At 56.0% G+C, this 19,760-nt stretch carries 18 protein-coding genes; 9 read left to right on the plus strand and 9 right to left on the minus strand.

Going from position 1 to position 19,760, the window contains the following annotated elements:
* The first annotated feature begins 99 nt into the window (after nt 1-99).
* The 7 genes from CMO10_RS14225 to CMO10_RS14255 all read left to right on the plus strand — a co-directional run bounded on the left by CMO10_RS14225 (nt 100) and on the right by CMO10_RS14255 (nt 5,480).
* Nucleotides 100-678: an OmpH/Skp family outer membrane protein gene (locus CMO10_RS14225; RefSeq protein WP_297023428.1), complete on the plus strand. Its 579-nt coding sequence runs from the start codon at nt 100-102 to the stop codon at nt 676-678.
* The gene (lpxD, locus tag CMO10_RS14230; RefSeq protein ID WP_297023433.1) at nt 678-1,697 is read left to right on the plus strand and encodes a UDP-3-O-(3-hydroxymyristoyl)glucosamine N-acyltransferase; all 1,020 of its coding nucleotides are present in this window, start codon (nt 678-680) and stop codon (nt 1,695-1,697) included. The genes CMO10_RS14225 and lpxD overlap by 1 nt, the downstream gene beginning before the upstream one ends.
* 11 nt (nt 1,698-1,708) lie before the next feature.
* Nucleotides 1,709-2,158, plus strand: coding sequence for a 3-hydroxyacyl-ACP dehydratase FabZ (gene fabZ / locus CMO10_RS14235; RefSeq protein WP_044826764.1), 450 nt, complete (start codon nt 1,709-1,711; stop codon nt 2,156-2,158).
* A 2-nt stretch (nt 2,159-2,160) separates the two neighbouring features.
* Complete coding sequence (lpxA, locus tag CMO10_RS14240) at nt 2,161-2,964, plus strand: acyl-ACP--UDP-N-acetylglucosamine O-acyltransferase (RefSeq protein ID WP_297023440.1); 804 nt, start codon at nt 2,161-2,163, stop codon at nt 2,962-2,964.
* Complete coding sequence (locus CMO10_RS14245) at nt 2,945-3,808, plus strand: LpxI family protein (RefSeq protein WP_297023443.1); 864 nt, start codon at nt 2,945-2,947, stop codon at nt 3,806-3,808. Before lpxA ends, CMO10_RS14245 begins: the two co-directional genes overlap by 20 nt.
* On the plus strand, nt 3,798-4,964 hold the full coding sequence (gene lpxB / locus CMO10_RS14250; RefSeq protein WP_297023445.1) for a lipid-A-disaccharide synthase: 1,167 nt from the start codon (nt 3,798-3,800) through the stop codon (nt 4,962-4,964). The genes CMO10_RS14245 and lpxB overlap by 11 nt, the downstream gene beginning before the upstream one ends.
* A 75-nt stretch (nt 4,965-5,039) precedes the next feature.
* Nucleotides 5,040-5,480, plus strand: coding sequence for a VOC family protein (locus tag CMO10_RS14255; RefSeq protein WP_297023448.1), 441 nt, complete (start codon nt 5,040-5,042; stop codon nt 5,478-5,480).
* A 103-nt stretch (nt 5,481-5,583) separates the two neighbouring features.
* On the opposite strand, the gene CMO10_RS14260 is transcribed toward CMO10_RS14255, so the two are convergent.
* Nucleotides 5,584-6,891 (minus strand): citrate synthase, encoded by a 1,308-nt coding sequence (locus CMO10_RS14260; RefSeq protein WP_044826757.1) that lies wholly within the window; start codon nt 6,889-6,891, stop codon nt 5,584-5,586.
* A 110-nt stretch (nt 6,892-7,001) separates the two neighbouring features.
* Nucleotides 7,002-8,408: a glutamate--tRNA ligase gene (gene gltX / locus CMO10_RS14265; protein WP_297023453.1), complete on the minus strand. Its 1,407-nt coding sequence runs from the start codon at nt 8,406-8,408 to the stop codon at nt 7,002-7,004.
* A gap of 279 nt (nt 8,409-8,687) precedes the next feature.
* Between gltX and CMO10_RS14270 the strand changes: the two genes are divergently transcribed.
* Nucleotides 8,688-10,688, plus strand: a complete 2,001-nt coding sequence (locus CMO10_RS14270; protein ID WP_297023456.1) for a ComEC/Rec2 family competence protein — start codon at nt 8,688-8,690, stop codon at nt 10,686-10,688.
* 84 nt (nt 10,689-10,772) lie between these two features.
* On the opposite strand, the gene lexA is transcribed toward CMO10_RS14270, so the two are convergent.
* The 5 genes from lexA to CMO10_RS14295 form a co-directional block, all read right to left on the minus strand.
* Nucleotides 10,773-11,480, minus strand: coding sequence for a transcriptional repressor LexA (gene lexA / locus CMO10_RS14275; protein WP_297023459.1), 708 nt, complete (start codon nt 11,478-11,480; stop codon nt 10,773-10,775).
* Nucleotides 11,481-11,642: 162 nt separating this feature from the next.
* On the minus strand, nt 11,643-12,143 hold the full coding sequence (gene moaC / locus CMO10_RS14280) for a cyclic pyranopterin monophosphate synthase MoaC (protein WP_472910362.1): 501 nt from the start codon (nt 12,141-12,143) through the stop codon (nt 11,643-11,645).
* The gene (trpC, locus tag CMO10_RS14285) at nt 12,140-12,937 is read right to left on the minus strand and encodes an indole-3-glycerol phosphate synthase TrpC (protein ID WP_297023463.1); all 798 of its coding nucleotides are present in this window, start codon (nt 12,935-12,937) and stop codon (nt 12,140-12,142) included. The genes moaC and trpC overlap by 4 nt, the downstream gene beginning before the upstream one ends.
* The gene (gene trpD, locus CMO10_RS14290) at nt 12,934-13,968 is read right to left on the minus strand and encodes an anthranilate phosphoribosyltransferase (protein ID WP_297023465.1); all 1,035 of its coding nucleotides are present in this window, start codon (nt 13,966-13,968) and stop codon (nt 12,934-12,936) included. Before trpD ends, trpC begins: the two co-directional genes overlap by 4 nt.
* Before the next feature lie 46 nt (nt 13,969-14,014).
* Nucleotides 14,015-14,587: an anthranilate synthase component II gene (locus CMO10_RS14295; RefSeq protein ID WP_044826751.1), complete on the minus strand. Its 573-nt coding sequence runs from the start codon at nt 14,585-14,587 to the stop codon at nt 14,015-14,017.
* Nucleotides 14,588-14,859: 272 nt separating this feature from the next.
* On the opposite strand from CMO10_RS14295, the gene CMO10_RS14300 reads away from it, so the two are divergent.
* Nucleotides 14,860-16,092, plus strand: a complete 1,233-nt coding sequence (locus tag CMO10_RS14300) for a divergent polysaccharide deacetylase family protein (RefSeq protein WP_297023470.1) — start codon at nt 14,860-14,862, stop codon at nt 16,090-16,092.
* Nucleotides 16,093-16,162: 70 nt separating this feature from the next.
* Here CMO10_RS14300 and trpE read toward each other — a convergent pair whose 3' ends face one another.
* Together trpE and CMO10_RS14310 are read right to left on the minus strand one after the other, a co-directional pair.
* Nucleotides 16,163-17,662 carry an anthranilate synthase component I gene (gene trpE, locus CMO10_RS14305; protein WP_297023472.1) on the minus strand — a complete coding sequence of 500 codons (1,500 nt, stop codon included), beginning with the start codon at nt 17,660-17,662 and terminating at the stop codon, nt 16,163-16,165.
* 81 nt (nt 17,663-17,743) lie between these two features.
* Nucleotides 17,744-19,636, minus strand: a complete 1,893-nt coding sequence (locus tag CMO10_RS14310; protein ID WP_297023475.1) for a SurA N-terminal domain-containing protein — start codon at nt 19,634-19,636, stop codon at nt 17,744-17,746.
* Nucleotides 19,637-19,760: the final 124 nt, after the last annotated feature.

The raw sequence follows: 19,760 nt of genomic DNA on the forward strand, positions 1-19,760 counted from the left end.
GCCGTTTGGCCCGATTGGTGTTGATATCTCTCAGGCCATCACAAAAGAAGATCACGACAAAGAGGAAATGTTCCGACTTAACTTCGGAACCAGATTCTAATGAAAATGATCAAATCACTACGTAACCTGCTGGTTCTTTCTGCCCTGATCGGTTTTGCAGCTAATGTGTCTGTGGCACAGGCGCAGGAACCGAACCCGGACAATTTTGCATCCGTGATGATTGTCGATGTTGCCGGGATCATGCGCGAAGCATCTGCCATGCAGGACGCCCGCAAACAGATCCGCGAACGTCAGGTCGCCTATCAGCAGGAAATCGAAACCCGCGAACAGGGCCTGCGCGACGAGGAAAAACAGCTCGCACAGCAGCGCACGTTGCTTGCCGCAGACGTGTTTCAGGAAAAACAGCGCGCTTTCCAGCAGAAAGTGGCGGACTTCCAGAAATTCGCCCAGGCCCGCAGCCGCGTTCTTGATCAGGCACTGGCAGAAGCCCAGTCCAAGTTCACCCAAGCCCTGAACGAGATTGTCGGTCGTGTTGCCGAAGAACGCGGTGCTAACCTTGTCCTGCATCGCGGGCAGGCCGTGCTGTTTGCAACCTCGATGGATGCGACCAAGGCGGTCTTTGATCGGGTAAATGCCGAAGTGCCGACCATTACGGTTGAATTCAAGGAAGGCTCCTGATGGCGGATGCGCGTTTCTTTAGCCGCAAGGGACCACTCAGTGTCGCCGAAATCGCGGCCCTGACGGAAACAACCCCGGTCAATGCACCCGATGAAACGCGGGTCTTTCAGGATGTCTCGCCACTGCAGAATGCCGATGGCGATATCCTGAGCTTCTTTGATAACCGCAAATACCTTGATGCCTTCACCAGCAGCAAGGCAGGCGCCTGCTTCGTGCGCCCTGAATTTGTTGAGCGCGCGCCTGACGGCATGGTGTTGTTCACTACCAAGGACCCGTACCGTGCCTATGCCAAGGCCGCGACTGCGTTCTATCCATTTGAAACTGGCAATGGCGTTGTCTCCGATCACGCCGTGATCGATCCAACCGCCAAGTTGGGTAAGGGTGTTCAGATCGATGCCGGTGCTGTCATTGGCGCCAATTGCGAAATCGGCGATGGCACCATTATCGCGTCCAACGCCGTCATCGGCGAGGGCGTTGTTATTGGTGCAGGCTGCAAGGTCGGCGCAAATGCCTCGATCAGCCACAGCCTGATTGGCAATCTTTGCCTGATCTATCCCGGTGCCCGCATCGGGCAGGACGGGTTTGGCTTTGCCATGGGCCCGCAAGGCCACGTCAAGGTCCCGCAGCTGGGCCGCGTCGTCATTGGCAACGATGTCGAAGTCGGCTCAAACAGCACGATTGATCGTGGGGCTGGGCCCGATACCGTGATCGGCAATGGCTGTCGTATCGACAATCTGGTGCAAATCGGCCATAACGTTGAACTTGGCATGGGTTGTGTCATTGTCTCGCAAGTCGGGATTTCCGGCTCGACCAAGCTTGGTAATTTTGTTGTGCTTGCCGGTCAGGCAGGTATTACAGGACATCTTGAAATCGGCGATGGCGCGAAAGTCGCAGCCCAAGCCGGCGTCATGAAAAATATCGGACCGGGCGAAACCGTGGGCGGCAGCCCCGCCGTTCCGGTCATGGAATATCATAAACAGACGGTCGCCTTGTCGCGTCTGATACGAAAAAAGAAATAAGGGCTACACACATGACCGAACTGGTAAGTGTCGATATCCAGCGCATTCTGGAAATGATTCCGCATCGCTATCCGTTCCTTCTGATCGACAAGGTCATCGACATCGAAACCGATGTCTGTGCGACCGGCATCAAGAACGTCACGATGAACGAGCCGCAATTTACCGGCCACTTCCCTCAGCAGCCGATCATGCCCGGGGTCCTGATCATCGAAAGCATGGCGCAGACCGCAGCAATTCTGGTTGTCCAGACGCTGGGCGCAGACGCAGAAGGCAAGCTCGTTTACTTCATGAGCATCGATAACGCCCGCTTCCGTAAACCGGTCACTCCGGGTGATGTCATGCACATCCATGTCACCAAGAAACAAAGCCGTGGCCCGGTCTGGAAATTCGAAAGCCAGGTCAAGGTCGATGGTCAGGTCGTTGCCGAGGCCACCATCGCCGCGATGATCCGGGATAACTGATAATGTCAAAAGTGCATCCAACCGCCGTTGTCGAAGATGGCGCGCAGATTGGTCAGGATGTCGAAATCGGGCCCTATAGCGTGGTCGGCCCGAATGTTGTCTTGGGTGATGGTGTCAAACTGCACAGCCACGTCGCTGTCGCAGGTCACACCACCCTTGGCGATCAGTGCGAAGTCTATCCGTTTGCCTCTGTCGGTCATGCGCCGCAGGACCTGAAGTTCAAGGGCGAACAAAGCCGTCTGGTCGTTGGCAAGCGCACCAAAATCCGCGAGGGCGCAACCCTTAATCCAGGCACCGAAGGTGGTGGTATGGAAACCACCATTGGTGATGATTGCCTGCTGATGACGGGTGCGCATGTCGGTCACGATTGCCATGTCGGCAATCACTGCATTCTGGTCAATAACGGCACGCTTGCTGGCCACGTCTTGGTCGAAGACTTCGCCATTGTTGGCGGCCTGTCGGCGGTGCACCAGTTTGTCCGTATCGGCAAGCACGCGATGATCGGTGGCATGACCGGTGTTGAAAGCGACGTCATTCCTTATGGCTCCGTGATTGGCAACCGTGCCTATCTGTCGGGCCTGAACATTGTTGGCCTCAAGCGCCGTGGCTTTGATCGTGAAACCATCCATTCGCTACGCAAGGCCTATCGCCTGCTGTTTGCACAGGAAGGCACACTGGCAGAGCGCGTCGAAGAAGTCGCCAAGGATTTTGAGGGCGTCGGTCCGGTGATGGAAATCATCAATTTCCTCAAAGCGGAAAGCATGCGTTCCGTATGCACGCCGAAATATGACAGCTCCGCAGGATAATCCGCAGCCAAAATTGGGGATTATCGCCGGGGGCGGGGCACTTCCCGCCCGTCTGGCAGGGGCTGCGATTTCCGCTGGCCGCGATGTTTGTATCGTCAAACTCGATGGCTATGCCGATGATCCCGACCTTGATCAATATCCGACTGTAACCACGCGCCTTGGCGCTGCGGCCAAAATCCTTGATGCGATGCGCGATGCAAACTGTCAGGACGTCGTTCTGGCAGGCAAGGTCGCACGTCCAAGCTTTTCATCCATTCGTCCTGATTGGCGCGCGGCCAAACTTCTGATGAAGGTCGGTTCCAAGGCGCTTGGCGATGATGGTTTGCTTCGGCTTGTTGGTAAGGAGCTCGAACGCGAAGGTTTCCGACTGCTCGGTGCCCATGAAATTCTCGGCGATCTCGCTGTCGAGGAAGGGGTGCTTGGCAAATTAAAACCGGACGAGCAGGCAATTTCTGATGCCCGCCATGGCCTAGCCGTTGCCCGTACACTGGGACAAGCCGATGTCGGGCAGGGCTGCGTCGTCCAGCAGGGGCTGGTGCTGGCACTCGAAGCCATCGAGGGCACCGATGAAATGGTCCGCCGGTCGGCGACTTATAAGCGCGACGGCGTTGGTGGCGTGCTGGTAAAGTCCGCCAAGCCGCAGCAAGACAAACGTCTTGATCTGCCGGCCATCGGCATGACAACGATCGAAGAGGCCCACAAGGCCGGGTTACGCGGCGTTGCGTTGCTTGCGGGTGGAACCATGATCATTGACCGGGCAGCTGTAATTGCCCGTGCCGATGCGCTGGGCCTGTTTGTGATCGGTCTGGCTCTCCCGGATGAGGAAGCCCCCCATGGCGGATGAAACCGCGCCACTTGGCCCGAAAATCATGCTGGTTGCCGGTGAAGCATCCGGGGATCAACTGGGCGGTCGCCTGATGGCAGCGCTAAAGGCCAAGCAGGACCATATCCGTTTTATTGGTGTCGGTGGCCCGCGTATGGAACGTGAAGGCCTCAAAAGCTTGTTTCCAATGAATGAAATGTCGGTCATGGGCCTGACAGAGGTCGTGCCTCATATCCCGCATTTGCTTAAACGCATTTCCCAGACGGCCGATTTCGCCAAATCCGAAAAACCCGACGTCGTCATTACCATCGACGCCCCGGATTTCAGCTTTCGCGTTGGCAAGAAGCTAAAAGGCAAGGGCATTCCGCTGGTGCATTACGTCGCACCATCAGTCTGGGCATGGCGCGAAGGTCGGGCAAAGAAAATAGCCGGCTTTCTTGATCACTTGCTCGCACTGCTGCCGTTTGAGCCGCCTTACTTCGAGAAAGAAGGCCTGCCAACCACCTTTATCGGCCACTCAGCGGTCGAAGAGCGTCATGATGGGAATGGTGACAGGTTCCGCACCCAACATGGCCTGAGCCCCGATCAAAAGCTTCTGGCTGTCCTGCCCGGAAGCCGCAATTCCGAGGTTAAACGCCTGCTGCCTGTGTTTAAGCAGGTCATTGATGACATCGCGACCAAATATCCCGATGCCCGCATCGTCGTCCCGACTGTCAGCAAGGTCGCCGACACGGTTACCGCAGAAATGCAATCATGGCCGCTTGATCCGATCATCGTTACCACCGATCAGGACCGCCATGATACGTTTGCTGCCGCCAATTCGGCCTTGGCCGCATCGGGAACGGTGTCGCTTGAACTGGCCATTGCCGGTGTACCGCATGTCATTGCCTATCAGGTCAACGCGATTACCGGCTGGATCGCAAAGCGCCTGATCAAGATCGATACCGTCACCATCGTCAATCTGGTTCTGGGGCAAAAACTGATCCCCGAATTCCTTCAGGATAAATGCAAGGCAAAACGCATTACCCCGCGCCTTGAAGCCCTGATGGCAGATGGGCCGGAAAGAGCCATCCAGATCGAGGGCTTTGACAAAGCCTGTACCTTGCTCGGATTTGGCGACAGGCCGCCCAGCGAAAAGGCCGCCGAACAGATTTTGAAAATCATTGCTAAAAAATAACCTGTTACGGGTGGCGTCAAATCCGCATTGCAATTAGGTTCTTCGCAGTGATCAATTCATAACGGAGACAGTGTTATGCGCTACCTGCACACGATGGTACGTGTCGAAAATGTCGATGAGTCGATGAAGTTCTATTGCGACCTTCTGGGCATGCAAGAGACCCGCCGCATCGAAAGCGAGCAGGGCCGTTTCACCCTGATCTATCTTGCACCGCCGGCAGATGTCGAAAGTGCCAAGACCACCAAGGCGCCTGAGCTTGAACTGACCTATAACTGGGATCCGGAAAGCTATTCGGGTGGCCGCAACTTCGGGCATCTGGCCTATGAAGTCGATGATATCTATGAGACCTGCCAGAAACTGATGGATGCCGGTGTCACCATCAACCGTCCGCCGCGTGATGGCCGTATGGCGTTTGTCCGTTCCCCGGACGGCATTTCCATCGAATTCCTGCAAAAGGGTGGCAACCTTGCCCCGGCAGAACCGTGGGCCAGCATGGAAAATATTGGTAGCTGGTAAGCTTAAGATTATGCTGGGCAGGCGACCTTTGGCCCTTGCCCCGAAATACAAAAAGGCCCGGAAAATCCGGGCCTTTTCTTTTTCAGATCGTTGTCTTCGCGATTTAGCGCTTGTTGACCGGAACGAACGGACGTTCTGCAACACCGGTGAACATCTGACGCGGACGACCGATTTTCTGCGACGGATCTTCGATCATCTCTTTCCACTGGGAAATCCAGCCGACGGTACGAGCAACGGCGAACAGCACGGTGAACATGCTGACCGGGATGCCCATCGCCTTGAAGATGATGCCCGAATAGAAGTCGACGTTCGGATAGAGTTTCTTCTCGATGAAGTACTCGTCTTCACGTGCGATGCGTTCCAGTTCCTGGGCAACGTCAAGCAGCGGATCGCTGATGTTGAGTTCCTTGAGAACTTCGTGGCAGGTTTCCTGCATGACTTTGGCGCGCGGATCGTAGTTTTTGTAAACGCGGTGACCAAAGCCCATCAGACGGAACGGATCGTTCTTGTCTTTTGCTTTTGCAACGAATTCCGGGATGTTTTTCACATCGCCGATTTCGTTCAGCATGACCAGAACGGCTTCGTTTGCGCCACCATGTGCCGGACCCCAAAGGGATGCGATACCAGCCGCAATACATGCGAACGGGTTGGCGCCCGAAGAACCGGCCAGACGAACGGTCGAGGTCGATGCGTTCTGTTCGTGGTCGGCATGCAGGATCAGGATACGATCCATTGCCTTGGCCAGAACCGGATTGACTTCATAGTCTTCGCACGGGTTGCCGAACATCATCTGCAGGAAGTTTTCTGCATAGCCGAGTTTGTTGTTCGGGTAACGGAACGGCTGACCGATCGAATATTTGTATGCCATCGCAGCAATGGTCGGCATTTTCGCAATAAGGCGATAAGCCGAAATCAAGCGCTGCTGCGGGTCATTGATGTCGGTGCTGTCATGATAGAAAGCAGACATTGCACCAACAACGCCGCACATGATGGCCATCGGATGCGCGTCACGGCGGAAGCCGTTATAGAAATTGCGCATCTGTTCGTGGACCATGGTGTGCATGGTGATATCGTTTTCGAACTGGCTTTTCTCGGTGGCATTCGGCAGCTCACCATAAAGCAGCAGATGGCAGACTTCGAGGAAGTCGGCATTTTCTGCGAGTTCATCAATTGCATAACCGCGGTGACGGAGGATACCAACGTCGCCATCAATGTAGGTCAGTTCGGACTGGCAGGAGCCGGTCGAAGTGAAGCCCGGGTCATAGGTGAAATATCCGGTTTCAGCATAGAGCTTGCGAATGTCGATGACAGACGGGCCTACGCTACCCTCAAGCACCGGCATCTCGAACGACTTGCCAGTGGCATTGTCGGTCAGGGTCACGGTGTGGGAAGTCTTGGAATTAGATGCCATGACTATTTTTCCTTCCCTGTTTGAACGAACACGGTTTCAAGTTGGGTGCAGCATAATGCTGCGGCGCACCAAGCGCAAACGGGTTATTAGTTTTTCTTAATTCGCTGTTGTTATGCATCGAAATGGCGAATGCGTTTCAGCGTTTGTGTCTTTCCAAGCACAATCATTACTTCGAAGATGCCTGGTGAAGAGTTGGAGCCTGTAAGCACCGCCCGCAAGGGCTGCGCAACTTTGCCAAGCTTTAACTCGAATTTCTCGGCGATAGCGCGAACACTTGCGTCAACGTCCTCTTCAGTCCAGCTATCAAGCGCTTCAAGACTGTTGGCCAGTTCCTTGAACAGACCTTCAGGTGCACCATCAATCAGGGACTGGGCTTTCTCGTTAACGGAATTGACGCCGTCAGTAACGTAAAAGGCCGAAGAGTCGGCGAGCTCAATAAGAGTCTTGGCCCTTTCTTTAAGGCCTGCCATGCCGTTGATCAAGATTTCTTTTTGCGATGCATCAAGACCGTCCACGCCAATTTGCTTGGCAATCAGCGGTGCGATCTCGTCTACAAGGCGCTTGTCATCGGCCTGACGCAGGTAGATACCATTCAGGTTGGTCAGCTTCGCAAAGTCAAAGCGTGCTGCCCCTTTGCCGACATCGGTGATGTCAAACCACTCAATGGCCTGTTCGGCCGAAATGACTTCATCATCACCATGGCCCCAGCCAAGACGCAGCAGATAGTTGTTCAGCGCCTCGGGCAGGAAACCCATTTCATCGCGATAGGCATCAACACCCAGCGCACCATGGCGTTTCGACAGTTTCGCACCGTCCGGACCATGAATAAGCGGGATATGGGCAAAGGTCGGTACTTCCCAACCCATGGCGTCATAAATTACTTTCTGACGGAACGCGTTGGTCAGGTGATCATCACCACGGATAACGTTGGTCACACCCATGTCATGGTCATCAACCACAACAGACAGCATATAGGTCGGCGTGCCATCACCGCGCAGGATCACGTAATCATCCAGCTGCTCGTTACCGACACGAACTTCGCCCTGAACCTGATCATTGATCACCCCGTCGCCTTCCAGCGGCGCTTTGACGCGCACAACCGGCTTGACGCCTTCGGGGGCCTCTGATGCATCACGATCACGCCAGGTGCCGTCATATTTCATCGGGCGGCCTTCTGCCCGGGCTTTCTCGCGCATGGCGGTCAGCTCTTCGGGCGAGCAATAGCAATAATACGCCTTGCCGGCGTCCAGCAGCTGTTGGGCGACTTCTGCATGGCGGTCGCGACGAGCAAACTGGAAAGTCGGCTCTTCGTCTGCGGTCAGGCCAAGCCAGTTCAAACCGTCAAAAATGGCATCGACAGCCTCGGGCGTTGAACGTTCACGGTCGGTATCTTCAATCCGGAGCAGGAACTTGCCACCGGTATGTTTGGCATACAGCCAGTTATAAAGTGCGGTGCGTGCGCCGCCGATATGTAGAAACCCGGTCGGAGACGGGGCAAAACGGGTAACAACCGTCATTCACTCTATCCGTTATTTGGATGTTGTCGCTTGTCCTGGGGACTTTTGGCGTGCAGGCTATAGCACAAATGACACGCTGTTGCACCACAGCGGATGTTAGATAGAAACAATGCGGCAGGCGGGCTATTGGACATTCGTCGTAGGGCGGCAGGTAAAATTCAATTAATTCAAATATTTGCGAATGTTCTCTCGCAAATTAATTTTGTTGTTACAAGCCAAAGAAATAAGTGGTTTCTGACTTCCGTTATATTCTTTGGGTTGGTCTGTGCCGGGTATTTCTTGCTCCCTGCGCGTATTGATCCTGCCGAGATCGGTCTTGCTGTGATTCTTTTGGCCTGCGCATTCTGGGTGTCGCGGCGCATTGCTTTTCTCGCCTTTGTGTTTCAACTGCTTGCCAGCATGGCTTTCGGGGCTTTGACGAGTGCGGTTCATACCGAACTGGGCCCAACTGATATTCCGACAAAAACGCTTTATGCGACTGAAGTCACCGGCACCATCATCGGGCTGGAACCCCGTAACGGGCGGATCCGGGCAACGGTTCAACCCAGCAAAATTGATGGTATCCCCGAAGACCAACTGAACTGGAATGTCAGGCTCAGTTTTTTGGGCGACAGTCGGCTTTCGATCGGTGATCAGGTCCGCGCAAACGCGCGCCTCTTTCCGCTGCGGCCGCCATCCGTACCCGGTGATCCCGATTTTTCACGCAATCTCTATTTCAGCAATATTGGCGCATCCGGATTTGTTTTTGGACGACAGTTCGAAGTTTCTGGATTGGAAAAAACACACGATAACAATGCATTGATGGTTTATGTTGAAAGTGCGCGTCAGCATATCTCGGCTGCTATCAGCAATGAAATGACCGGACCTGAAACCGGAATTGCCAAGGCGCTGATCATTGGCGAGCGGGGCGAAGTCACTCCCGAAATTGCTGATAATCTCCGCAAGTCGGGCTTGGCCCACCTGTTGGCGATTTCGGGACTGCATATGGGTTTGCTCTGCGGGACGGTGTTTTTCCTGATCCGCTTCGGACTGGCCGCCATTCCGGCAATTGCCTTGCGCTATCCGATCAAGAAATGGGCCGCAATGGCCGCGATGCTGGCCGGACTTGTGTATCTAGGCTTGTCGGGGGCCACCATCCCGACCCAGCGTGCCTTTGTCATGTTACTGGTTGTCTGGTTGGCATTGCTGTTGGATCGACGGGCCATATCGCTGCGGTTGGTGGGTGTGGCCGCCATTGTTGTTCTGGTCCTGCGGCCTGATGCCGTGCTGGGGGCAAGCTTCCAGTTATCCTTTGCCGCCGTTGGCGCACTTGTCGCCTTTTATGATGGGCCGGGGCGTCGTTGGCTGGACCGGCAAGGCATGCTGTCCTGGTATGAGCGCGGCGGTCTTTATCTTGCCGGTTTGCTATTGACCAGCCTGATTGTCACTGCCGTGACTGCCCCGATCATTGGCTATCATTTTGGGCGCATTTCGATGCTCGGCGTGTTTGCCAATCTGATCGCCATTCCGGTCATGGCCTTCTGGGTAATGCCGTGGATTGTCGTGACACTGGCACTTGTCCCGTTCGGGCTTGCCGGGCTTTCCTTGGCGGCAGTGAAGCCCGGGCTGACTGCTTTGCTGGAAACCGCCGATCTGGTCGCCGCCCAAAACTGGGGGCTTTGGTATGTCTCGGGCCTTGATATGTGGGCGGTCGCTTTGGGTTTGCTGGCCCTGGCATGGATCGTCATCTGGCGGGACAAGGTAATGATCATCCCGGTGATCCCTGTGATCATCGCAGCCTTCATTTTTCAGCTAACCCATCAAGAACCGGAAATCCTGATCTCCGGCGACCGCGAAAGCTGGGCGATCTATGACCCCGATGCCGGCACCCTGCATACATCATCCCGACTGAATGACTTCCAGAAAGACATCTGGATGAACCGCTTTGGCATTCGCCCGGAACAGGAAAAAAGCCGCGTAAAACCCTGCCAAAACGACCCGTGTTATGTAGCTGTTAGCGCTAACAACGTACCATCACGCATCATTGTCGCAAGCCACATCACCAACCCCTTTTACGCCTGTCGCAACGCCGATATTATCGTTAGCCAACAAACAGATCTGCCAACCACCTGTCAGGCATCCGGCGCACGTACGATCATTGATGATGATGTTCTGTGGTGGCAGGGCGGTGTGGCCATCAAGCTGCCCGAAACTTCAACGGCATCACCCATCATCAACACTGTCCGCGCAGAAACCGGTAACTGGCCGTGGATCATCATCGGCGGCAGAGCAGGGCGATAGGATGCGAGCCTGCGCGACACCTCACAAAACAAAACGCCCGGGCAATAGCACCGGGCGTTTGATGTTCAGAATGCAGGCGAACGATCAGTATTGGCGCAGGAGCCCGACCAGGCGGCCCTGAATGCGCACGCGATCCGGCGACAGGGCGCGGGTTTCATAGCGCGCATTGGCAGGCTCCAAAAGGACCTCGCCACGGCCACGCTTGAGGCGTTTGAGGGTGGCTTCGCTGTCATCGACAAGGGCCACAACGATGGTGCCGTCATGGGCCTGTTCGCAGCGCTGTATCAGGACGGTGTCGCCGTCAAGAATGCCGGCCTCAACCATCGAATCACCCGATACTTCCAGAGCGTAGTGATCACCGGTGCCAAGGAGGGCGGCCGGGACCTGCACCATGGTGCTCTGATCACGAAGGGCCTCGATCGGGGTACCCGCAGCAATCCGGCCATACAGCGGCAAACCAATGGATTCCCCGGCTTCGGAGAACGCGGTTGGCACGGTCGCGGGCCGGTGCGGCGCCTTTCGCGCACTGGCGATGGATGTGACGTTGTTTGGCTTTTCGGGCGCGTCATCGTCGCTGTTTTCGGGCAGGCGCACCACTTCAAGCGCGCGTGCACGATGGGCGAGGCGGCGGATGAAACCGCGTTCCTCAAGCCCTGTGATCAGGCGATGAATGCCGGATTTGGATTTAAGGTTCAGGGCCTCTTTCATTTCGTCGAAAGAGGGCGAAATCCCGTGATCGCGAAGGTAATTGTCTATATAGACCAGCAACTCATATTGCTTGCGCGTCAGCATGATATTTCCCGAACCTGTAAAAAGAACAAAAAGGATACATAAATGTTCTACTTTAGTTCTTTTCGTGGGTCAAGCGCGTCTGTGCGATTAAACGGAAAAACCGAATAATCGCGGCAATTTTTCAAAAAATGTGAATATTGAGCCGTTTTTCAGCACAGGATGCTAGTCCGCAGTAAAGGTCCCCGACTTGCCACCTTCTTTTCGGGTGACCCGCAGATCGGTAATCCTCATACTTTTATCAACCGCCTTGCACATGTCAAAAACCGTCAGGGCCGAAACCGACGCCGCGGTGAGGGCCTCCATCTCGACACCGGTCTTGCCGGTTGTCTTGCAGGTGGCGGTGATATCGACGGCATCAGCGTCGCTGGCAAGCTCCAGATCGACCGTGACGGAGGTTAGGGGCAGGGGATGACAGAGCGGGATCAGATCGGGGGTCTTTTTCGCGCCCATGATCCCGGCAAGCTGCGCGATGCCAAGAACATCCCCCTTTTTATGGCCGCGTTCCGCAATCAGCTTGGCCGTTTCGGAAGACATCAGAACCCGTGCCTTGGCAATTGCAATGCGCGCGGTTTCCGCCTTGGCCGAGATATCGACCATCACCGCATTGCCACCGGCATCAATATGGGAAAGCTTGTCTGCCATTTTGGGTCCAGTATGGGTCAGGCCGCAAGGCCGAGCAGGTTGCGGGTGGCGGTTGCGACGTCGTCCTGACGCATCAGGCTTTCACCGATCAGGAAGCATTGCGCGCCAACCTTTGCCATGCGGGCAAGGTCATCGGGGGTAAACAGGCCGCTTTCGGCGACCAGCAAACGGTCATCACCAACCATGCTTGCCAGTTCCTCGGTCGTGGTGAGGCTGGTTTCCATGGTCTTGAGGTTACGGTTATTGATGCCAAGCAGTCGCGATTTCAGCTTCAGCGCCCGTTCGAGTTCCGGGGCATTGTGCACCTCGATCAGCACATCCATGCCAAGGCTGTGCGCGGCATCTTCAAGTTCGGCCGCCAGGCTGTCTTCAAGGGCCGCCATGATCAGAAGAATGCAATCCGCACCAAGCGCGCGGGCCTCGGTGATCTGATAGGGATCGACCATGAAATCCTTGCGAAGGGCCGGAAGGTCGACGGCGGCACGGGCAGCGACCAGATAGCTGTCATCGCCCTGGAAATAGGGGATGTCGGTCAGAACCGACAGGCAGCTTGCCCCGCCAGCCTTATAGGCCTTGGCCAGTTCCGGCGGATTGAAGTCCGGGCGGATCAGGCCCTTGGACGGGGAGGCCTTCTTGATTTCGGCAATCAGGCCATAACGGCCATCGGCAACACTGGTTTCAAGCGCCTTGATAAAGCCACGCGGTGCGGATTGTTCTTTTGCCTCGGCCTCAAGCGTGCCAATAGACGTACGCGCCTTGCAGGCTGCGACATGTTCGCGCTTGTCGTTGCAGATTTTGGTCAGTACGTCGCTCACGCCGCGTTTCCTTCGTTGGTGATGTCTACAAGGCCCTGAAGGGTTTTGGCGGCCTTGCCGCTATCAATGGCCTCTGCGGCCTTTTTGATGCCATCGGCCAGATCGCTGGCAATGCCGGTCACCACGAGGGCCGCGCCGGCATTCATCAGAACGATATCACGGTACGGGCCTTTTTTGGCGGCGAGCAGATCTGTGATCGCCTTGGCATTGACATCGGCATCGCCGCCCTTGAGGTCGTCAAGCGTTGCGGTTTCAAGGCCGAAATCGCCCGGATTGATTTCAAAGGTGGTGACGGTGCCATCCTTGACCTCGGCGACAAAGGTCGGGCCGGTGGTCGAGATTTCATCAAGGCCACTATGACCATGGACAACCCAGGCATGGACGGAGCCCAGACGGTTCAGCACATGGGCAATCGGTTCGACCCACTGTTTGCCAAAGACGCCGAGAACCTGACGTTTGGTTTTGGCCGGGTTGGCGAGTGGCCCGAGCAGGTTAAAGATCGTGCGCGTGCCCATTTCAACACGGGTCGGCATGACATGGCGCATCGCCGAATGGTGACGGGTCGCCATCATGAAGCAGAGATTGATTTCACGAAGCGCCTTCTCAAGGAGCTTCATATCGGCATCAAGATTGACACCCAGCGCCATCAGAACATCAGCCGAACCCGATTTCGACGAAGCCGCACGGTTGCCGTGCTTGGCAACGGTTGCGCCAGCGGCAGCGGCAACGATGGCCGCCCCGGTCGAAATGTTATAGGTGCCGCTGCCATCACCGCCGGTGCCGCAGGTATCAACCGCGTTTTCCGGGGCAATGATGCCGGTGGCCTTTTCGCGCATGACACGGGCCGCACCGGTAATTTCATCGATGGTTTCACCGCGCAGGCGCAGCCCCATCAGGAAAGCCCCCATCTGCGATGGCGTCGCCTGACCGGACATCAGCACGTTAAAGGCGCCTTCGGCCATGCTTTCGGTCAGTTTTTCGCCATCTGCGACTTTGGCCAGAATTGGCTTCAGATCATGATCAGTCGACATCGGGTCTTCCTTGGTTTGCGGTCCAGTGCACGCAACGCACTATCGGTCAGGCACTGGTATAGTCGATAAAATTCTTCAATAGGGCGTGGCCATGTTCCGAAGCAATGCTTTCGGGATGGAACTGAACGCCGTGAATCTGATGGGTTTTGTGACGCACGCCCATAATCAGACCATCTCCGCTTTCTGCGGTGATTTCAAGGCTGTCGGGCAAAGTTTCGCGCTCAATCACCAATGAATGATAACGGGTGGCTTCAAACGGGCTGGGAAGGCCTGCAAAGACGCTTTGTCCGGAATGGGTCATCGCATCGGTTTTGCCATGCATGCATTCAGGCGCGCGGATAACCTTGCCGCCAAAGGCCTGACCAATCGATTGATGGCCAAGACATACGCCAAGCAGCTTGACCTTGCCCGCCGCCGCCTTGATCAGATCAAGGCAGATGCCGGCACGTTCCGGGTCGCAAGGACCCGGCGAGATCACAATGCCTTCGGGGTTAAGTGCGAGCGCTTCTTGCACGCTCACCTCATCATTGCGGCGCACTTCGACCTCGGGGCCGAGTTCGCGCAGATAGTGCCACAGATTGAATGTGAAACTGTCGTAATTATCAATGAGGAGATACATAAAAAAGCAGGCTCACGCACATTAAGGTCGGCAGAGAATAAACGCCATTGTCGCTACGTCAAGCAGAAGCAGAGCAAGGCTTTTTTGGTATCAGCTGCATCTCTGATCACACGAGGTGCGATCCTTTAACTGTGCGCTAACCAGAGCCGTTTTAAAAAGATCAAAAGAACCGCCGACAGGATCGGTGTATAATCACCATATGGGAAGGGGCTGTTCAATCAACGAAACAGCCGCTACGAGCATCCCAGCAAACGAATACTGGAGACCACAGCGTGGCACGCCGGGCAACCCGGGCAACAACCGCCAAACGTAAAAAGGCGGCACCCAAGAAATCCAATCGCAAGAAGACCGCCCCGAAAAAGAAATCGGGTGGCATTGGTCGCCTGATGCTGGGCGGGGCCTTTGTTGCGGGTACACTGTCTGCGATCATCGCGGTCGGCAGCATGCTTGAACTTGATCGCGCGTCGGACGAATTTGGCCGTGCTGCGGATCAGAAGGCGCCGAATTACGCACTTGCCGATCCCGAACCGACCCCGATGTTGCGCAAGGATTACAAGCTTTCGGATAACGCATCGATTTCCGAGCGTGGACGTACCGGGTATCTCGTTGGCGAAAGTGACGGTTCCAGCGCCTCGACGGGACAAAACACGCAAGGTCAGCAGGGGCTGACGGACTATGTTCCGGCACCGGCATCGCGCAAGCCCACCCAAGGGGGCGATATCCTTCCGGGTGATAGCGGCAATGATGTGCCGAGTGCGTCGATTGCGGCCATGGATCAGCCATGGCGGAAATATGCCGCCCTGACGCAGGATACCGGCGACAAGCCGGTGATCGCGATTGTGATTGATGATGCTGGCCTTGATCAGCCGCGCACGGCGCGCACGGTGGAGCTTCCGGGGCCGATCACGATTTCCTATCTGCCCTATGCCCGCGATTTGCAGCCGCAGGTCAACGCGGCGCGCAAGGCCGGGCATGAGGTGATGTTGCATATGCCAATGGAGCCATCCTCGGCCGCTGTCGATCCGGGGCCGCATGCGTTGCTGGCAAGTTATGATCGCCAGACGATCCTGAACGAGATGGACTGGATGCTGGATCGCTTTGATGGCTATGTCGGTGTGAACAACCACATGGGCAGCAAGTTTACCGCCGATCCGGAACGCATGCGTGTCGTCATGGAAGTGATGAAGTCACGCGGTCTGATGTTCCTTGATAGCCGCACCAGCGCAGACTCGGTTGGCTATTCAACGGCCAACAATTTCGGCGTCCCGGCGATTACCCGCGATATCTTTATCGATGATGCCGATGATGCGGCCAAGATCGCCGATATGCTGGCGCGTACCGAAAATGTCGCCCGCAAGCAGGGCTTTGCCATCGCAATCGGCCATCCGCGCGATCTGACAATTGGCGCACTTAAAACATGGATCCCCGAAATTCAGGCCAAGGGCTTTGTGCTGGTGCCGATTACGGATGTTTTGCGCCGATCGATGCAAAGTGTGACTGGGTAGGTCTGACAGACGGACATGAAAAAGGGCTGCAGTTTCATTCTGCAGCCCTTTTTGTTTGCGTGATCGCCAATCAGGCGAAGCGATGGGCTTCGCGGGCGGCGGCCATGAGGGCGCCGGCCTTGTTCTGGCATTCCTTGTGTTCGAGTTCCGGTTTGCTGTCGACGACGACACCGGCACCGGCCTGAATGTGGATTTTCTCGTCCTTGATGACGGCGGTGCGCAGCGCGATGCAGGTATCCATCGAACCGTCGGCAGAGATATAGCCGATACAGCCGGCATAGATGCCGCGACGAACCGATTCCAGTTCATCGATGATTTCCATGGCGCGGACTTTGGGTGCGCCTGAAACGGTTCCGGCGGGAAAGCCGGCCTTGAGCGCATCCATGGCGTCATATTTGGTTTCGTCAATCTGACCGACGACGTTGGAAACGATATGCATGACGTGGGAATAGTATTCGATCTGTTCGCGGTCGGTGACACGCACGGTGCCCGGTTTGGAAACGCGGCCAACATCGTTGCGGCCAAGGTCGAGCAGCATCAGATGTTCCGAGCGTTCCTTGGGATCGTCAAGCAGGTCCTGGGCCATGATCTTGTCATCATCAGGCGTTTTGCCACGACGACGGGTGCCGGCAATCGGGCGAATGGTGACTTCGCCGTCGCGCAGACGGACAAGGATTTCCGGGCTGGCGCCGACGACCTGAAAGCCGCCGATATCAAGATAGAACATGAAGGGCGACGGATTGATCCGGCGAAGGGCGCGGTAAAAGGCGAAGGGGGGTAGCTGATAGGGCAGCGTGTAGCGCTGGGATAGGACCACCTGAAAGATATCGCCCGCGCGGATATAGTCCTTGGCCTTTTCGACCATGTCGTGGAAGCCGGCCTCGGTCACGCTGACCGCAGGCTCGGGCAGGGTATCGGGCACGGATTTGGAGCGACGGTCGATAAACAGGTTACGCTGGAACTGCTGGACCACGTCATTGAGACGCGCACAGGCCAGATCATAGGCCGCATCCGCCGAGATACCGTTTTCCGGGCGCACCGGGGTGACGACAGTGACGGTGTCTTCGATGGTATCGAAACTTGCCGTTACGGTCGGGCGGATGAAAATGCCATCGGGCACATCGAGTTCATCCTTGTTGCTGTCAGGCAGCTTTTCCATCAGGCGGACGGTGTCATAGCCCATATAGCCAACCAGACCGGCACTCATTGGCGGCAGGTTGTCAGGCAGTTCGATATAGCTTTCAGCAATCAGTTTCTTGAGGCTATCAAGCGGTGCGTCAGCCTCGGCCACGAAGGCGTCGGCATCGGCCATCGCGCGGCGATTGAGTTCGGCCTTGGTGCCAAAGCAGCGCCAGATCAGATCGGGCTTGAGGCCCAGAAAGGAATACCGTCCACGGACCGATCCGCCTTCAACAGATTCAAGCAAATAGGTGTTTGGCATGCCTTCGGCGATCTTGAGAAATGCCGAGACCGGCGTATCAAGATCAGCTGTCAGCGAGGTCCAGAGAACCTGCGAAATGCCGTTATCGTAGTTTTGCTTGAAACTGGTGAAATCCGGTTTGATTTCCATGATCTGTCCGATGTTTAGTCTATGGCGTTGTCGGGATAGAAAAAGGGCGACCGGATGTTTCCGGTCGCCCTTGTAAGCTTATCAGTTTGCAGCGGTCGGCTGATAGAGCTCGTTGATCACAGTATTGTTTACCGTGACCGAGATTTCCTCGTTCAGGTAGTTGAGATACTGCGCAAGGATGTCTTCGTTAAGGGCGTCCTTGAGCTCGTCATTTACCGGGGCGGCATCAGCGGTGTTGATGTCGGCGGCTTGAATGTCATCAAGCTTAACAACCACCACGTTTTCGCCGGTCTGAACAGCCTTGGCCTTGCCGTCTTCGAGGGTGAAGAGGGCTGCGGCAACGGCCGGGTTCACATCATCCGCAAGACCACGACCGGTACGGCGGGTCATGCCGGTTTCGCGAAGTTCAGCACCGTCTTCGGATGCCAGCGTTGCGATATCAGCACCGGTGTCGTTGATGTTGCCAGCCAGTTCTTCGGCCTTTGCCATCATCAGGCGCTGACGTTCTTCGGCGGTCCAGGCAGCGATAACGTCGTCAAGGACTTCGTCAAACGGACGGAGGGCCGACGGGGTTACGTTTTCGACGCGAACCACATAACGGGTGCCTGATGCGGTTTCTTCGAGGAAGCTTTCCTCGCCGTTTTCAAGCTCGAAAATCTTGGCGTTGATTTCGCCTGCGCCGTCAACGTTCTGACCAGCAAGACCTTCGCCCGCGACAACGCCGTCAAGCTTGTAGGTTTTTGCACCAACATCGCGTGCGGCGTCTTCGATCGGGGTGCCTGCGCCGAGTTCCTCGTCGAAGGTGGCGGCAAGATCATAGATCGCGTCTTCGGCTTTGAACTGCTTAAGACCATCGACAATGATGTCGCGAACTTCATCAAGGCTTTGCGTGCTGCCCGGGGTGACGGACGGGACGCGGATGATGTGCCAGCCAAGGGCGGTTTCAACCGGCTCGGAAATGCCGCCTTCTTCAAGGGAGAAGGTGGCTTCGCTCAGATCCGGAAGGATGTCATTTGCGGTGAATTCGCCAAGTTTGACCATGGCTTCGTCCATGCCGGCATCTGCGGCAACGGCCATGAAGTCAGCACCTTCCTGGAGACGGTTATAGGCGTCACGGGCGGTCTGCTCATCGTTCGGGGCAAACAGGATCTGTTCGACCGTACGTTTTTCCGGGGTCTGGAATTCCGGTTCACGCTGGGCATAGGACTCAGCGATTTCTTCCTCGGTCACGGTGATGGTCGGGATCAGGTCCGCGGCACTCAGGGTGGCCAAGGTAACATCGCGGCTTTCCGGTGCGGTGAACTGCGCGGCGTTATCTTCGTGATAGGTGCGAAGGGTCGCGTCATCAGCAGCCGGAATGTCAGCAAATTCGGCGGTGTTCAGGGTAAAGAACGAACCGCTGCGCTGTTCATTGCGATAAGCCACGATCTGCTGTGCCATGATTTCGGGCACAAGTGCTGCGCCCGTCAGGCTGCCGACAACCTGATGGCTCATCAGGTCACCACGGACACCGTTGATGAATTCGTTTTCGGTGTAACCAGCCTGATAGAGTGCCTGCATGAAGCGGTCGCGGCTGAACTGGCCGGTGGCCGGGTCCTTGAAGTTGTCAGATTCAAAAATCTGATCACGGACTTTTTCGTCGCTGATGCCGATACCGATATTCTTGGCATCTTCACGCAGGATCTTCTGGGAGACGAGCGACTGCACCGTATTGTTCAGAAGGCCCATCTGAACGGCCTGTTGCTGGTTGAAGGACGGTCCGAACATGCTCCGCATATTCTGAACGCTGCGCTGAAACGCGCGGTCCAGTTCGACGGGGGTGATTTTCTGGCTGCCGATTTCGGCAACTTCACGCGAGGTGCCCAGATTGAGCATCGATGCGTTCAGGCCCCAGATCACGAAGCTCAGTGCAATCACGCCGAAGATGATCTTGGCGAAGATTGATTTCGAAAATGTGCGAATGCCAGCAAGCATATGATAAGCCTAACAATCCGTGGTTTGACGCCAAAAACGTGCCTTGACGTCGTTTCATTATTGATCGCCCAAGCGACGCGCCAGATGACGCGAGCCGAGCAAATTTGCCGCGCATCTTAATGGC

The sequence above is a fragment of the Thalassospira sp. genome (assembly GCF_002709775.1).
Taxonomy (GTDB): Bacteria; Pseudomonadota; Alphaproteobacteria; order Rhodospirillales; family Thalassospiraceae; genus Thalassospira.

Coding starts and splice junctions, on each gene's coding strand:
- CMO10_RS14225 (WP_297023428.1), top strand. CDS start 100: ATGAAAATGATCAAATCACTACGTAACCTGCTGGTTCTTTCTGCCCTG.
- lpxD (WP_297023433.1), top strand. CDS start 678: ATGGCGGATGCGCGTTTCTTTAGCCGCAAGGGACCACTCAGTGTCGCC.
- fabZ (WP_044826764.1), top strand. CDS start 1,709: ATGACCGAACTGGTAAGTGTCGATATCCAGCGCATTCTGGAAATGATT.
- lpxA (WP_297023440.1), top strand. CDS start 2,161: ATGTCAAAAGTGCATCCAACCGCCGTTGTCGAAGATGGCGCGCAGATT.
- CMO10_RS14245 (WP_297023443.1), top strand. CDS start 2,945: ATGACAGCTCCGCAGGATAATCCGCAGCCAAAATTGGGGATTATCGCC.
- lpxB (WP_297023445.1), top strand. CDS start 3,798: ATGGCGGATGAAACCGCGCCACTTGGCCCGAAAATCATGCTGGTTGCC.
- CMO10_RS14255 (WP_297023448.1), top strand. CDS start 5,040: ATGCGCTACCTGCACACGATGGTACGTGTCGAAAATGTCGATGAGTCG.
- CMO10_RS14260 (WP_044826757.1), bottom strand. CDS start 6,891: ATGGCATCTAATTCCAAGACTTCCCACACCGTGACCCTGACCGACAAT.
- gltX (WP_297023453.1), bottom strand. CDS start 8,408: ATGACGGTTGTTACCCGTTTTGCCCCGTCTCCGACCGGGTTTCTACAT.
- lexA (WP_297023459.1), bottom strand. CDS start 11,480: ATGCTGACGCGCAAGCAATATGAGTTGCTGGTCTATATAGACAATTAC.
- trpD (WP_297023465.1), bottom strand. CDS start 13,968: ATGTCGACTGATCATGATCTGAAGCCAATTCTGGCCAAAGTCGCAGAT.
- CMO10_RS14295 (WP_044826751.1), bottom strand. CDS start 14,587: ATGTATCTCCTCATTGATAATTACGACAGTTTCACATTCAATCTGTGG.
- trpE (WP_297023472.1), bottom strand. CDS start 17,662: ATGGAAATCAAACCGGATTTCACCAGTTTCAAGCAAAACTACGATAAC.
- CMO10_RS14310 (WP_297023475.1), bottom strand. CDS start 19,636: ATGCTTGCTGGCATTCGCACATTTTCGAAATCAATCTTCGCCAAGATC.